The 13,360-nt window shown below is 63.9% G+C and carries 16 protein-coding genes; 13 read left to right on the forward strand and 3 right to left on the reverse strand.

Translation table 11 applies throughout. From position 1 onward, the window contains the following. The first annotated feature begins 9 nt into the window (after positions 1 to 9). Genes NLY43_RS30230 through NLY43_RS30245 form a run of 4 tightly spaced genes read left to right on the forward strand, consistent with a single transcriptional unit; the run spans position 10 to position 2,270 of the window. Complete coding sequence (locus NLY43_RS30230; RefSeq protein WP_023710813.1) at positions 10 to 810, forward strand: CbtA family protein; 801 nt, start codon at positions 10 to 12, stop codon at positions 808 to 810. Next, the gene (gene cobU / locus NLY43_RS30235; RefSeq protein WP_023710812.1) at positions 803 to 1,315 is read left to right on the forward strand and encodes a bifunctional adenosylcobinamide kinase/adenosylcobinamide-phosphate guanylyltransferase; all 513 of its coding nucleotides are present in this window, start codon (positions 803 to 805) and stop codon (positions 1,313 to 1,315) included. The genes NLY43_RS30230 and cobU overlap by 8 nt, the downstream gene beginning before the upstream one ends. Position 1,316: 1 nt before the next feature. Next, complete coding sequence (gene cobO, locus NLY43_RS30240; protein WP_023710811.1) at positions 1,317 to 1,931, forward strand: cob(I)yrinic acid a,c-diamide adenosyltransferase; 615 nt, start codon at positions 1,317 to 1,319, stop codon at positions 1,929 to 1,931. Between the two features lie 24 nt (positions 1,932 to 1,955). Then, positions 1,956 to 2,270, forward strand: a complete 315-nt coding sequence (locus NLY43_RS30245) for a hypothetical protein (protein WP_023710810.1) — start codon at positions 1,956 to 1,958, stop codon at positions 2,268 to 2,270. 14 nt (positions 2,271 to 2,284) lie between these two features. On the opposite strand, the gene cbiB is transcribed toward NLY43_RS30245, so the two are convergent. Further along, positions 2,285 to 3,274: an adenosylcobinamide-phosphate synthase CbiB gene (gene cbiB, locus NLY43_RS30250; protein ID WP_023710809.1), complete on the reverse strand. Its 990-nt coding sequence runs from the start codon at positions 3,272 to 3,274 to the stop codon at positions 2,285 to 2,287. Here cbiB and cobD point away from each other — a divergent pair. Together cobD and NLY43_RS30260 are read left to right on the forward strand one after the other, a co-directional pair. Then, a complete protein-coding gene (cobD, locus tag NLY43_RS30255; protein WP_023710808.1) occupies positions 3,273 to 4,328 on the forward strand; it encodes a threonine-phosphate decarboxylase CobD in 1,056 nt (351 codons plus the stop codon). The two genes, cbiB and cobD, sit on opposite strands and share 2 nt — an antisense overlap. After that, positions 4,325 to 4,834: a tyrosine phosphatase family protein gene (locus NLY43_RS30260; protein ID WP_023710807.1), complete on the forward strand. Its 510-nt coding sequence runs from the start codon at positions 4,325 to 4,327 to the stop codon at positions 4,832 to 4,834. The genes cobD and NLY43_RS30260 overlap by 4 nt, the downstream gene beginning before the upstream one ends. A 4-nt stretch (positions 4,835 to 4,838) precedes the next feature. Here NLY43_RS30260 and NLY43_RS30265 read toward each other — a convergent pair whose 3' ends face one another. Together NLY43_RS30265 and NLY43_RS30270 are read right to left on the reverse strand one after the other, a co-directional pair. Then, a complete protein-coding gene (locus NLY43_RS30265) occupies positions 4,839 to 5,642 on the reverse strand; it encodes a creatininase family protein (RefSeq protein ID WP_023710806.1) in 804 nt (267 codons plus the stop codon). A gap of 56 nt (positions 5,643 to 5,698) precedes the next feature. Further along, on the reverse strand, positions 5,699 to 6,082 hold the full coding sequence (locus tag NLY43_RS30270; protein WP_023710805.1) for a RidA family protein: 384 nt from the start codon (positions 6,080 to 6,082) through the stop codon (positions 5,699 to 5,701). A gap of 255 nt (positions 6,083 to 6,337) precedes the next feature. Here NLY43_RS30270 and NLY43_RS30275 point away from each other — a divergent pair, with 255 nt between their 5' ends. From NLY43_RS30275 to NLY43_RS30305, 7 genes are all read left to right on the forward strand, one after another. Next, the gene (locus NLY43_RS30275; protein ID WP_023710804.1) at positions 6,338 to 7,342 is read left to right on the forward strand and encodes an ABC transporter substrate-binding protein; all 1,005 of its coding nucleotides are present in this window, start codon (positions 6,338 to 6,340) and stop codon (positions 7,340 to 7,342) included. 2 nt (positions 7,343 to 7,344) lie between these two features. Then, a complete protein-coding gene (locus NLY43_RS30280) occupies positions 7,345 to 8,169 on the forward strand; it encodes an ABC transporter ATP-binding protein (protein WP_023690277.1) in 825 nt (274 codons plus the stop codon). After that, complete coding sequence (locus tag NLY43_RS30285; RefSeq protein WP_023690276.1) at positions 8,156 to 9,007, forward strand: ABC transporter permease; 852 nt, start codon at positions 8,156 to 8,158, stop codon at positions 9,005 to 9,007. Before NLY43_RS30280 ends, NLY43_RS30285 begins: the two co-directional genes overlap by 14 nt. 198 nt (positions 9,008 to 9,205) lie before the next feature. Continuing rightward, on the forward strand, positions 9,206 to 10,507 hold the full coding sequence (locus NLY43_RS30290; RefSeq protein WP_023710802.1) for a cytosine deaminase: 1,302 nt from the start codon (positions 9,206 to 9,208) through the stop codon (positions 10,505 to 10,507). Then, entirely contained in the window at positions 10,507 to 11,910 is a 1,404-nt protein-coding gene (locus tag NLY43_RS30295) for an FAD-binding oxidoreductase (protein ID WP_031199115.1), read from the forward strand. Before NLY43_RS30290 ends, NLY43_RS30295 begins: the two co-directional genes overlap by 1 nt. Before the next feature lie 217 nt (positions 11,911 to 12,127). Further along, positions 12,128 to 12,709: an NAD(P)H-dependent oxidoreductase gene (locus NLY43_RS30300; RefSeq protein ID WP_023710800.1), complete on the forward strand. Its 582-nt coding sequence runs from the start codon at positions 12,128 to 12,130 to the stop codon at positions 12,707 to 12,709. Then, positions 12,709 to 13,290 (forward strand): NAD(P)H-dependent oxidoreductase, encoded by a 582-nt coding sequence (locus tag NLY43_RS30305; RefSeq protein WP_023690990.1) that lies wholly within the window; start codon positions 12,709 to 12,711, stop codon positions 13,288 to 13,290. Before NLY43_RS30300 ends, NLY43_RS30305 begins: the two co-directional genes overlap by 1 nt. Positions 13,291 to 13,360 lie beyond the last annotated feature (70 nt).

Below are 13,360 nucleotides of genomic sequence, written 5' to 3' on the forward strand. Positions count from 1 at the left end.
TCTGACATCATGAACCTGTTTCGCAACGTCGTGTTCGTCGCGGCGATTGCCGGGCTCGTGGCCGGCGTCGTTCTCGCCTGCATGCAGGCCTATGCAACCGATCCCTTGATTCGCCAGGCCGAAGTTTTTGAGAAGGCAGGCGGCCACAAGCACGATCATGCTGCGGCACCGGCCGCCAACACCACCAACGCCATGAGCAGTGCCGCACCGGCGGAAAACGCCATGAGCTCAGCCGCACCGGCGCCTGCCGAAGCAGCGGCTCCAGCGGAAGACGAAGGCTGGGCGCCGGCCGACGGCTTCGAGCGCTTCGCCTACAACGTCGTCTCCAATGTCGTGACCGGTATCGGCTTCGCGCTGATCCTGGTCGCGATTTCGGAATTCGCCGGCGGCATCGGCAGCTGGCGCCAGGGCGTGTTCTGGGGCTTGGCCGGCTTTGCCGTGTTCACGCTGGCGCCGGGCCTCGGCCTGCCGCCGGAACTGCCGGCGATGCCGGCGGCCGATCTCATGCAGCGCCAGATCTGGTGGGTGGCGACGGTGATTGCGACCGCCATCGGCCTTGCCTTGATCGCCTTCCGCACGTCGGCGCCGCTGACCATCCTTGCTGTCGTCCTGATTGTCGCCCCGCATATTGTCGGCGCGCCGCAGCCTGACAGTTTCAAGACGCCGATCCCGGAGGGCCTGCATCATCAGTTCGTGGTGGCGGTGACGCTGACCAATCTGGTGTTCTGGCTGGTGCTGGGTGCAGTTGTCGGCATAGTGCACTCGCGCTTCACCGGCACCGCGACCAGCCTGCGCGACAGCTTTGCCTGATCGCAGTTTGACCTTCATCATCGGCGGTGCGCGCTCCGGCAAGAGCGCGCATGCCGAAACTTTGGCGACGGCGTTGCTGCCGCCATGGGCTTATATCGCCACCGCGCTAGCCTATGACGGCGAAATGCGCGAGCGCATCGCGCAGCACCGCTCGCGCCGTGGCGAGGGGTGGGCGACCATCGACGCCCCGCTTGATCTTGCCGGCGCGCTCGAAGCCTTGCCGGACAACCAGCCGGTGCTTGTCGACTGCCTGACGCTGTGGCTGACCAATCATATGCTGGCCGATCATGATCTGGAGGGGGAGTGCCGGCGGCTGGCCGATGTGCTTTCGCGGCCGCGCGGACCGTGGTTCGTGGTCTCCAACGAAGTCGGACAAGGCATCGTGCCCGACAATGCGCTGGCACGCCGGTTCCGCGATGCCGCCGGCCGGCTCAACCAGCAGATCGCGGTCGTAGCTGATATGGTGCTTCTGATGGTGGCGGGGCTGCCGCTCAAGGTGAAATGAGATGACCGATATCGACACAAAAGACGAAGAGCGCCATCGCGCCAAGATGGCCAAGCGCAAGGCGGCGCAGGATGCCGAGGTTGCGGAAAAGACGGTCGAGAAGGGGCTGCTGATCGTCAACACCGGCCCCGGCAAGGGCAAGACCACCGCCGCCTTCGGGCTGGCGCTGCGCATGCTCGGCTACGGCAAGCGCGTCGGCATCGTCCAGTTCATCAAGGGCAAATGGCACACCGGTGAAAAGGATGCTTTCGCGGCATTCGGCGACCGTGTCGTCTGGCACGCGATGGGCGAGGGGTTTACCTGGGAAACGCAGGATCTGAAGCGCGACATCGCCGCGGCCGAAGCGGCCTGGGCCAAGGCGCTGGAGCTAATCGCCGATCCCTCGATCAGCCTGGTTGTGCTCGACGAACTGAACATCGCGCTGCGCTACGACTATCTCGATCTCGACAAAGTGGTGGCGGGGCTGAAGGCGCGGCGCGAAGGCTTGCATGTCGTCGTCACCGGCCGCAACGCCAAGCCGGCGCTGGTCGAGGCGGCGGATCTGGTGACGGAGATGGGCGTGACGAAACATCACTTTTCGGCGGGCGTGAAAGCGCAGCAAGGGATCGAGTTTTGAAGGTCTAACTTCGGGAGATCACCGTTGGAACAAGCCGTGATTGTCTACCTTCTTCTGAGCGGCGGTCAGTTCGGGGCGCCGGAAGAGCGGCAATCGGTCCAAGTTCTGGAGGATCGGTTGGAAAAAGCTGTTTCAAATGCGCATGTCGGCGAATTTGATGGTGACGAGTTTGGTGGGGGCAAATGCACCCTCTATCTGTACGGGCCAGACGCCGAGAAGCTTTTCCTTGTGATTGAGCCTGTGCTGAAATCCTCGGCTGTGGCCGCTGGCGGCTACGCGATCAAAAGATTTGGCGAAGCTGTGGATCCAAACGCGAAGGAAGTCCGTGTCTCTTGGTGAGTCAGGCGGCTTCTTTACTGCGAGACCAAGATTTCCAGATAGATGACGACCGCCGACAGCAATCCGAACAGCCCAATCAGCAGATAATCCGCGACGTGGTAAAGCTTCAGCGCCCGCCTGATGTCCAGGCTCTCCGCCTCGCGGCGGCCGCCTTCGCCCATGAACGCATCCTCGACGACAACGCCGCCGTAGGTACGCGGGCCGGCGAGCGCCAGGCCAAGCGCACCCGCCATCGCCGCTTCCGGCCAGCCGGCATTGGGCGAACGGTGTTTTTTCGCGTCGCGCCGTACCGCTTCCCAAGCATTGCGGGGATCGGCGCCGTCAACAAGAAAGGCAGCGGCAATGATCAGCAGTGCCGTCAGCCGCGAGGCCGGCAGGTTGATCCAGTCGTCGAAAAGTGCTGCCGCGCGGCCAAAAGCCTCGTGGCGCGGGGTGCGGTGGCCGATCATCGAATCGGCGGTGTTGGCGGCCTTGTAGGCGACGCCGCCGGCCAGCCCGCAGACGCCGGTCCAGAAGGCGGGCGCGACAATGCCGTCGGAGAAATTCTCGGCCAGGCTTTCGATCGCGGCGCGGCTGACGCCGGCATGGTCGAGCTTTTCGGGATCGCGGCCGACAATGCGCGCAACCGCAATGCGGCCGAGCGCCAGCCCGCCGGTATCGAGCGCGTCGGCCACCGCTTCGACATGCTCGGTGAGGCTCTTTTGCGACAGCAGCGACGACGCCAGGATGGCGGTGATGATCATGCCGGCGGGAAAGAGCTGCCAGAGCAGGATTTGCACAATGAAGGCAATCGCCGCCGGCGCCAGCACAATGACCAGCAGGGCGTGCACGCCCCGGCGGCGACGCAATGCGTCGGAATCAGTGGCGCGGTTGAGCCGGAGGTCGAGAAAGGCTATCAGCCTGCCGAACCAGGTGACGGGATGGCCGGCGGCACGGAACAGCCAGTCCGGGTACCCCAGGATGCGTTCGATGGCCAGCGACAGGAAAGCGATCAGGACCGACATGAAGCTTTCTGATGGAGCGATTGCTGCGGTGGATCACGGTGGATCCCTTGGCCGGGCGAGCGCGCTCTTCCCTCACGCGCCACAGCCTTTCGTCGATCTTTCGACAGGTATCAATCCGCACTCCTACCCGCTTTTCGAGCTGCCCGCCACCGCCCTGTCACGATTGCCGGAGGCCGCGCGCCTGCGTGAGCTGGCCAGGATCGCGGCAGGCGCCTATGGCGCACCTTCGGCCGAGAATGTGGCGGTAGCCCCGGGCACGCAGATCTTGCTGCCGCGCGTCGCCTCGCTGGTGAGCCCCGCCCGCGCGCTGGTGTTGGGACCGACCTATGCCGAGCATGCCAGGGCGGCCGCGATTGCCGGCCATGCGGTGGTGGACACTGACGATGTCGAGGCGCTTGCCGGGGCCGACCTTGCCATCGTCGTCAATCCCAACAATCCCGACGGGCGCGTCGTGTCGCGGGAAAGGCTGCTTCGGCTTGCCGAGACATTGCGCGCCAAGGGCGGGCTGCTGGTCGTCGACGAGGCCTTCATGGATGTCGGCCCGCACGCGGAAAGCCTTGCCGGCGATGTCGGGCAGGGCGGCATCGTCGTGCTGCGCTCCTTCGGCAAGTTCTTTGGCCTTGCCGGCCTGCGGCTCGGTTTCGCGCTTTCCGAGGCGTTGACGGTCGAGAGGCTGGAGACGCAGTTTGGACCGTGGGCCGTCGCCGGCCCGGCGCTTGAATATGGCATTCGCGCGCTTGCCGACAGCGGCTGGCAGGCCGATATGCGGCGCCGGCTGGCCGAGGATGCAGCGCGGCTCGATGCGCTGCTTTCGCGCTTTGGCGTGGCTGTCGCCGGCGGCACGACGCTGTTTCGCTATCTTCAGATGCCGGACGCGGCCGGTCTGTTTTCGACGCTCGGTGAGCGCGGCATATTGCTCAGGCATTTTTCCGAGCGTCCTCAGGTGCTCCGCGCGGGGCTGCCTGGAAGTCAGGAGGAATGGCAGCGGCTCGAATCGGCGCTTGCCGACTGGCACGCACGGCGCGACGATAGCGCCAGGGAGATTGCGCCATGATCCATGTCTGTTCGCTGGCAAAGCTCGAGGAGACTGTGGCCAGAAGTCGCGCCGAGCATGTGCTGTCGCTGCTTGCCGCCGGCACCGAGGTGACGCGCCCGGCCTCGATATCGAGGGAAAACCACCTGCATCTGGTCATGCACGACATCGCGATGGCACAGGACGGCATGACCATGCCGGGCGAGGATCACGTGCGCAATCTGCTCGGTTTCGCTCGCCGATGGGATCGTGCCAAGCCGATGGTCGTGCATTGCTATGCCGGCATCAGCCGCTCGACCGCCTCGGCCTACATCATCGCCGCGGCGCTGGCGCCCAAGCGCGACGAGGCGGAACTGGCGCTATCATTGCGGACTCTGTCGCCTTCGGCGACGCCCAACCCTCGGCTCATTGCTGTCGCTGACGCGCTGCTTGGCCGCCAAGGTCGCATGATCGAAGCGATTGAAGCGATCGGACGTGGCGCCGATGCTTTCGAAGGCACGCCGTTTGTGCTGAAGATCGACGGGTAAGCCTCTACGCCAGCCAGTCGGCCAGCTTCGCCTTGCGCACATCCCTGAGCAGCGTGATGAAACCGTCGGCCTGATGCTCCGCGGTCAGCCGGCCCTTTTCCGCTGTGGCGATCGAGGCGTCGCCGACGACGCCGTTCGGATTGAGGTCGCTGGCGATCCAGGCGAAAGCGTGCGTGCCGGTGTGGCGCAGCAGCGCAAATTCGGTCTCGGCGCGGGCGACCTTGGAGACGAAATTGTCTGATTTGGCCATGTCGACGAGGTCCGGGCGGAAATGCAGCATCAGCGAGGTCTCGACATCGCCGCCATGGATGCCGTGGCGGTCCTCAAGCTCGGTGTACATGCCGGCCGGGCGGCCGAATCGCTGCCAGCTGGTCTTCACCGCCAGCATCTTTGCGCGCACCCGCAATTCGCGGGTGATGATGCCCATGATCTCTTCATTGCCGCCATGCGAGTTGACGACGATCAGCTTCCTTACGCCTGCGCGGGCAATGGACAGGCCGAGCTCGGTCCAGGCATCGACCAGTGTCGTCGCCGGCAAGGTCAACGTGCCCGGCGCCTGCAGATGCTCGTTCGATTTGCCGACCGCCTGGACCGGCAGGATGCGGATGTCGAGATCGCCGGGCAGGCGGGCGATCACCGTCTCCAGCATGCCGTTCATGATCGAGGTGTCGGTCGACACAGGCAGATGCGGACCGTGCTGCTCGATCGCCGCAACCGGCAGCACGGCAATCGTCGCCTCCGGATCGATCGCGGCGTATTCGGTGGTCCGGTAGTCGCCCCACCACACGCGTCTGTTTGCAACGGTCATGTCATGCCTCTTCAAGCGGATGAACCAGACCTAGCGCGGCAATCATTGGCTGTCGATCACCCGGCAGCGATCGCCTCGACCTCAACCTTGAATTCCGGCCGCGCGAAGCCCGACACGATCATCAGCGTCGAGGCGGGTGCGGGGCTGGCAAACAGCCGGTCGCGGACATCCATATAGGGGCGCAGGTGCGCGCGGTCGGTGACATAGGCGTTGATCCGTACGATGTCTTGAAGGCCGAGCCCGGCTTCTGCCAGAATCGCCGCTATGTTTTGAAAGCAGAGTTCGGCCTGCGCGCCGGCATCTTCCGGGATCTGGTCGTCGGCCGTGATGGCAACCTGGCCGGAGCACAGCACCAGCCGCTTGCCGGGAGGTACTTCGACGCCGTGGCTGTAGCGGGCGAAAGGCGGCTTGATCGACTTCGGCGCGAGGTATCTGAACATGGCAATCTCCTGTCTGCGAGACCAGCCTAAGACGTGACCGATAGTACGTTCAAGATGTGGTGCATGGCACAAGGGCGATTGTGGACAGGCGTCCAAAAAATAGGCACGATGCCTCCCGCACAGCATGACCCGTCCGGTGTTGGCAGTGACTGCCGCGCAAGCAGGCGGCCCGGGCGGTGGCATGTGTCTTGCTTCTTGGATCAATGGTGTCGAGCCCGGCGCGTGACGCTCCGGAGCCAACAAAGGGTGGTGTCGATGTACGGAAAACAGAAGATTTCAGCGCTTGCGGTCGCGCTGCTTGGAGCCGGCACGTTCGGCGCGGCAGCAAACGAGAAGGTCACCTTCGGCACCAACTGGCTGGCCGAGCCCGAGCATGGCGGCTACTACCAGGCCGTCGCCGACGGCACCTACGCTGCATGTGGCCTCGACGTGACGATTTCGCAGGGAGGTCCGCAGGTCAGCGGGCGGCCGCTGCTGCTGGCCGGCAAGCTCGATTTCTACATGGGCGGCAATCTGCTGTCGGCCTTCGACGCCGTCCAGCAGGGCATCCCGATGCGCGTCGTCGCCGCCGATTTCCAGAAGGACCCTCAAGTCATCATGTCCCACCCGGGGCAGGGGCTGGACAAGTGGGAGGATTTGAAGAACGCCGACCAGTACATTCTCGGCGACGAGGGCGTCCAGACCTTCTTCCAGTGGATGGTCATCGAACTCGGTTTCGATGCCGCCAAGCGCGTGCCCTACACCTACAACACCGCTCCATTCCTAGCCAACAAGAAGTCGATCCAGCAGGGTTACGTCACCTCGGAGCCTTTTGCGGTCAAGAAGGAAGGCGGCTTCGTGCCCAACCAGTTCCTGCTGGCCGACTATGGCTGGGACACCTATTCGACGACGATCGAGGTGATGCAGGACACGATCGACAAGCGGCCGGAGGTGGTCCAGTGCTTCGTCGATGGCTCGGCCAAGGGCTGGTACAACTACCTCTACGGCGACAACAAGGCCGCCAACGAGATGATCAAGAAAGACAATCCCGACATGAGCGACGAGCAGATTGCCTTCTCGATCGAGCAGATGAAGAAGTTCGGCCTGGCCGATTCCGGCGACACCGAAAAGCTCGGCATCGGCGCCATGAACGAAGACCGGATCAAGAGCTTTTATGACAAGATGGTCAAGGCCAAGGTCACGCCCGAGGGCATCGATATCAACAAGGCCTATACGCTGGCCTTCATCAACAAAGGTGTCGGAATCGAGCTGAAGAAGTAATCGTGAAGCTGGAAAAGATGGCGCAGGCGCCCATGACGGCATCGGGTGAAGGCCCGATGCTGCTGACGCTGCGCCATGTCGGCAAGGTGTTTTCCAATGGCGTGACTGCATTGAGCGACGTCGATCTCGCCATCCGCGAGGGCGATTTTGTCAGCCTGCTCGGGCCGTCCGGCTGCGGCAAGTCGACGGCGTTGAGGCTGATCGCGGGCCTGTCGACGCCGACATCCGGTCAACTCGACTGGGGCGGTTCGATCGACCGCGCCAATATCGGCTTCGTCTTCCAGGAACCGACGCTGCTGCCCTGGGCCGATGTCTTCGACAATGTCTGGTTGCCGCTCAGGCTGAAAGGCGTGTCGCGTGCCAAGGCGGCGCCGGTGGTGATGGAGATGCTGGAGCGGGTGCACCTGACCGGTTTCGAAAACGCCGTGCCGCGCGAACTTTCCGGCGGCATGAAGATGCGCGTCTCGATCGCACGCGCGATGGTGACGAAGCCGCGCATTCTGTTGATGGACGAGCCGTTCGCGGCACTCGACGAGATCACCCGGTTCAAGCTCAACAACGACCTTCTGGAGCTGTGGCAGGACGAGCGCTTCACCGTCGTCTTCGTCACCCACAGCGTCTTCGAAAGCGTGTTCCTGTCAAACCGCGTCGTCGTCATGGCGGCGCGGCCGGGCCGCGTCCATGCCGAGTTGGCAATCGATGCCGCCTATCCACGCGACGAGGTGTTTCGCACCTCGCCCGACTATGCCGCGCTCTGCCGCCAGGCCTCGGACATCCTGGTCAACGCCATCAACACATCAGCCGGACCGCACCATGACGGCCATTGATCAGAATGCCGCAACGCTCGACGCGGAAGAGGCCGGCCGCGTACGCCAGGAGCGGCTGGAGCGGATCGGCCGGTGGGTCCTGCCTTTGGCGATCATGATCCTGGCGATCTGGCTGTGGGACCGCATCTGCGTGTGGAACGCGATCCCGCAATATATTCTGCCGCGCCCCGGCGTGGTGCTGTGGACGCTCTATAGCGATGCCGGGCTCCTGTTCTCCGCGCTGCTGGTCACGTTGCGCATAACCTTCCTCAGTCTGTTGCTTGCAGTGGTCGGCGGCGTCGGACTGGCGGTGCTGTTTGCGCAATCGAAATGGGTGGAGATGTCGTTCTTTCCCTTCGCCATCGTGCTGCAGGTAACGCCGATCGTGGCGGTCTTCCCGCTCATCAACATCTATGTGGACAACCAGACGGTGAAGCTTTTGCTTTGCGCCTGGATCGTCGCGTTCTTCCCGATCCTGTCCAACACCACGCTCGGCCTCAATTCGGTCGACCGCAATCTGCGCGACATGTTCAAGCTCAACGGCGCGACGCGCTGGCAGCAATTGCGCTATCTCAGACTGCCGGCGGCCATGCCGTATTTTCTAGGAGGCCTGAAGATCGCCGGCGGCCTGTCGCTGATCGGCGCCGTGGTGGCCGAGTTCGTCGCCGGCGCGCAGGGACAATCCTCAGGGCTCGCCTCGCGGATCATCGAGGCCGGCTACCGGCTCAACGCGCCCAGGCTGTTCGCGGCGCTGATCCTGATCTCGCTCACCGGCATATTGATCTTCCTGGTGCTGTCGCTGGTGTCGCATCTCATCCTGCGCCGCTGGCACGAGAGCGCGCTGAAGCATGAGCGGTAGGGGGTTGGGTGACGTGATTGAGATGCTGGCGCGAAACACCCCCCTCTGGCCTGCCGGCCATCTCCCCCTCAAGGGGGGAGATTGGACGTCATCCGGGATTTCGCCAATTATCGATGTTGGAAGACGGGTGCTGTCGGAAAAGCTGCCAATCTCCCCCCTTGAGGGGGAGATGCCCGGCAGGGCAGAGGGGGGCGGTCCTTGATACCGACCTCTGGCTCGTACCATCTCACAAACGTCCGCCTTCACCGGTCGCTGACATCAGGCCTTGCCGCCACTTACGACAGCGACGGCTTCGCCCTGGCCGACATAACGGTCGCCGATGGCAAGATCTCAGCCATCGCCGCGCACAAGAAATCAAAAGCGCCAGCCACCGCCATCGACCTTGCCGGCCGCATCGTGCTGCCGTGCTTCGTCGACTGCCACACCCACATCGACAAGGGCCATATCTGGCCGCGCAAACCCAATCCCGACGGCAGTTTCATGGGCGCGCTCAATGCCACCGGCGCCGACCGTGCAGCGCGCTGGAGCGCCGAGGACGTGGCGCGGCGCATGGATTTCTCGCTGCGCTCGGCCTACGCGCACGGCACCAAGGCGCTGCGCACGCATCTCGACAGCGTGCCGCCACAGGAGGAAATCTCCTGGCCGGTGTTCGAGGCGATGCGGGAGAAATGGCGCGGCCGCATCGAATTGCAGGCAGCCTGCCTGCTCGGCATCGAAGGCGTGCGCGACAGAAAGTGGTTCGAGAGGCTGGCCAAGCGCGTGGCTGCGGCCAAGGGCGTGCTCGGCGTCGTCACCTATATGGTGCCGGATCTCGAAGAGCTTCTCGACAAGGTGTTCGCCGAGGCGAACAGGCACGGGCTCGATCTCGATTTCCACGCCGACGAGACCGACGACATTGCGGCGATATCGCTGAAGAAGATCGCCGAGGCGGCACTGTGGAACGGTTTTGAGGGCAACATGCTGGTGGGACATTGCTGCTCGCTGGCGCGCCAGCCGGATCTCGACGTGCTCGATACACTCGACAAGGTGGCCAAGGCGCGGCTGGCGGTGGTGTCGCTGCCAATGTGCAATCTCTATCTGCAGGACCGGCGTGCCGACCAGACCACGCCACGCTGGCGCGGCGTGACGCTGCTGCATGAGATGAAGGCGAGGGGCATCCCGGTCGCGGTCGCCTCCGACAACACCCGCGATCCGTTCTATGCCTATGGCGATCTCGACATGCTGGAGGTCTACCGCATGGCGACGCGCATCCTGCATTTCGATCATCCGGTCGGCGACTGGCCGCAGACGGTGGCGGCGACGCCGGCCAAGGTGATGCGGCTCGACGGTGTCGGGACACTGGCAGCAGGTGGCAGCGCCAATTTTATCGTCTTCAAAGGGCGGAGCTGGACGGAATTGCTGTCGCGGCCCGAATCGGATCGCATCGTCGTGCGCAACGGCCGAGCGATCGACAGGCAATTGCCCGACTATGCCGAGCTCGACGAACTGATGGTGGAATGATGGATGTTTCGGCGCTCAAACGCGATCTCGACGGGATAAAGCTCGACGACAATCCGGCCATCGTCCAGCAGAAGAGCCGCGACTTCTACTGGTACAGCCCGGTGCTGAAGCAGCAGCTCGACCACGTCACCGGCGACCTGATCGTGACGCCCAGGAACGAGGCCGAACTGATCCGCGTGCTTGCCGCTTGCCACCGTCATGGCGTTCCGGTGACGCCGCGCGGCAGCGGCACCGGCAATTACGGCCAGGCGATGCCGCTGTCGCGCGGCGTGGTTTTGAACCTCGCCGAGATGAACGAGATCAAGGCCATAGCGCCGGGCCGCGTCGTCACCGGGCCGGGCGCGATCCTCGCCGACATCGACAGAGCGACGCGCGCGCATTCCGGGCAGGAACTGCGGCTGTCGCCGTCGACCTACAACACCGCCTCGATCGGCGGCTTCATCGCCGGCGGCTCGGGCGGCGTTGGTTCGATCAATTTCGGCGGTCTGCGTGATTTCGGCAATGTGCTGCGCCTGCGCGTCGTCACTATGGAGGCGGAGCCGAAGGCGCTCGAACTCGCCGGCGAGGACCTGCACAAGGTCACCCACGCCTATGGCACCAACGGCATCATCACCGAGGTCGAGATGCCGCTGACTGCAGCCTATGAATGGATCGACGTGATCGTCGGCTTCGACGCTTTCATGCCGGCAGCCCGCTACGGCAACGCGCTGGCACGCCAGGACGGCATCCTGACCAAGCTGATCACGCCGATCGCCGCGCCCGTGCCGCAGCTCTATTTCAAGCGCCACCAGAAGTTCTTCCGGGACGGGCAAAGCATCTGCGTCGTCATGGTTGCCCGGCATGGGCTAGACGCGTTCCTCGCCTTCACCCGCCGCGCCGGCGGCGAAGTCATCTTCAATACGGCGACGGCAACGGACGAAGAGAAAAAGGGCCTGCCGCCGGGCTTCGAACTGGCGTGGAACCACACCACGCTCAGGGCACTGCGGGTCGATCCCGCGATCACCTATCTGCAATCGCTCTATCCGTTTCCCAACCAGCTGGCGCTGGTGGAGAAGATGGACGCGATGTTTCCGAACGAGGTCTTTTCGCATCTCGAATTCGTGCGCCTCGACGGCAACATCACCTGCTTCGGCCTGCCGCTGGTGAAATTCACCACCGAGGCGCGGCTCAACGAAATCATCCGGCTGCATGAGGAGAATGGCTGCCCGATCTTCAACCCGCACCGCTACACGCTGGAAGAGGGCGGCATGAAGCAGACGGATGAAATCCAGCTCGCCTTCAAGCGCGAGACCGATCCGCAAGGCCTGCTCAATCCCGGCAAGATGATCGCCTGGGAAAATCCGGATTACGACTATCGCTCGGGCCGGACTTTTTTGTTCAGGGGTTTGCAGAAAGCAGAATGAGCAGAGGTTTGAGCTTGAGCACCCCCCTCTGTCCTGCCGGCACAGGCCCTACGCTGCCGCTTCGGGCGTTCGTCGTTTGGAAAGCCAAGCAATTGGCTTCCCATCGGCTTCGCCGACCACTTCTCACCCCCCGCAAGGGGGGAGATTGGCAGCCTGAACGCCGCGGCCCGGCAGGGCAGAGGACGGTGCCTCGCGCCCACCTCGCAAGTATTTCCCCATGAAAGTCCTCGTCCTCTACGCACACCCGGTGGAGACCAGCTTCAATGCAGGTCTGCACCGCACGATCGTCGAGCGGCTGACGGCCGCCGGCCATGAGGTCGACGATTGCGATCTCTATGCAGAGGATTTCGACCCCAGGCTGACGCGCGGGGAGAGGCTGGATTATCATAACCAACGCAGCCCTGCGGACCCGGCCGCGCCCTATGTCGAGCGGCTGCTCAAGGCCGAGGCGCTGGTGCTGTCATATCCCGTCTGGAACTACGGCTTCCCGGCCATCCTGAAAGGCTTTTTCGACCGCGTGTTTCTGCCCGGCGTGTCGTTCAAATTGGTCGACGGCAAGGCGCAGCCTTCGCTCCACAACATCCGCAAGCTGACCGCCGTCACCACCTATGGCGGCAGCCGCTTCCGCGCCATGCTGATGGGCGATCCGCCACGCAGATTGGTCAAGCGGATGCTGCGCGCGACGATCAGGCCCGGCGCCTCGGTGTCCTACCTCGCGCATTATTCGATGAACCTGTCGACCGACGAGATGCGGGCAGCCTTCATGGCCAAGGTCGCGGCCGGGATGGATGAATTCTGATGCGCGTGCTGGTGGTCTATTGCCATCCGGTGCCCGAAAGCTTTTGCGCCGCCATCAGAGATGCCGCAGTCGATGTGCTGAAGGCACGCGGCTGGGAGGTGCGGCTGCTCGACCTCTATGCGGAGAAATTCGATCCGGTGATGGGCTGCGAAGAGCGACGCGCCTACAATGAGCGGGCGCCGGAGGATCCGGCCCTAAAACCGCATTTCGAGCATCTCGCCTGGGCTGAGGCGATCCTGTTCATCTATCCGACCTGGTGGTACGGGCTGCCGGCCATGCTGAAGGGCTGGCTCGACCGGGTCTGGGCGACCGATGTCGCCTTCAAGCTGGGCAAGGGGCGCATCACGTCGCTGATGACACATGTCACCAGGGTCGGCGTCATCACCACCTGCGGCGCGCCGACCTGGTGGAGCGTCGTCGTCGGCCAGCCCGGCCGCAAGACCTTGCTGCGCGGTATGCGCGCGCTGTGCGCCCGCCGCTGCCGGACGTTTTTCCTGGCGCACTACCTGATGGACGCCTCGACGCCAAGGACGAGGGCGGCGTTTCTGGTGAAAGTGCGGGCGAAGCTGGAGCGGTTTTGAGCTTCTTCACCCTACCCCTTGTGGGGAGGGTCGCGCAGCAAATGCCGCAAGGCGGCTTTTGCGAAGCGGG

Origin of the sequence: Mesorhizobium sp. C416B (assembly GCF_030323165.1) — a bacterium.
Taxonomy (GTDB): Bacteria; Pseudomonadota; Alphaproteobacteria; order Rhizobiales; family Rhizobiaceae; genus Mesorhizobium.

Bases quoted from the DNA above. Each gene is read 5' to 3' on its own strand.
- NLY43_RS30260 (WP_023710807.1), top strand. From the start codon at position 4,325: ATGATCCATGTCTGTTCGCTGGCAAAGCTCGAGGAGACTGTGGCCAGA.
- NLY43_RS30270 (WP_023710805.1), bottom strand. From the start codon at position 6,082: ATGTTCAGATACCTCGCGCCGAAGTCGATCAAGCCGCCTTTCGCCCGC.
- NLY43_RS30265 (WP_023710806.1), bottom strand. From the start codon at position 5,642: ATGACCGTTGCAAACAGACGCGTGTGGTGGGGCGACTACCGGACCACC.
- NLY43_RS30295 (WP_031199115.1), top strand. From the start codon at position 10,507: ATGGATGTTTCGGCGCTCAAACGCGATCTCGACGGGATAAAGCTCGAC.
- NLY43_RS30230 (WP_023710813.1), top strand. From the start codon at position 10: ATGAACCTGTTTCGCAACGTCGTGTTCGTCGCGGCGATTGCCGGGCTC.
- NLY43_RS30300 (WP_023710800.1), top strand. From the start codon at position 12,128: ATGAAAGTCCTCGTCCTCTACGCACACCCGGTGGAGACCAGCTTCAAT.
- cobD (WP_023710808.1), top strand. From the start codon at position 3,273: ATGAAGCTTTCTGATGGAGCGATTGCTGCGGTGGATCACGGTGGATCC.
- cbiB (WP_023710809.1), bottom strand. From the start codon at position 3,274: ATGTCGGTCCTGATCGCTTTCCTGTCGCTGGCCATCGAACGCATCCTG.
- NLY43_RS30305 (WP_023690990.1), top strand. From the start codon at position 12,709: ATGCGCGTGCTGGTGGTCTATTGCCATCCGGTGCCCGAAAGCTTTTGC.
- cobO (WP_023710811.1), top strand. From the start codon at position 1,317: ATGACCGATATCGACACAAAAGACGAAGAGCGCCATCGCGCCAAGATG.
- NLY43_RS30275 (WP_023710804.1), top strand. From the start codon at position 6,338: ATGTACGGAAAACAGAAGATTTCAGCGCTTGCGGTCGCGCTGCTTGGA.
- NLY43_RS30285 (WP_023690276.1), top strand. From the start codon at position 8,156: ATGACGGCCATTGATCAGAATGCCGCAACGCTCGACGCGGAAGAGGCC.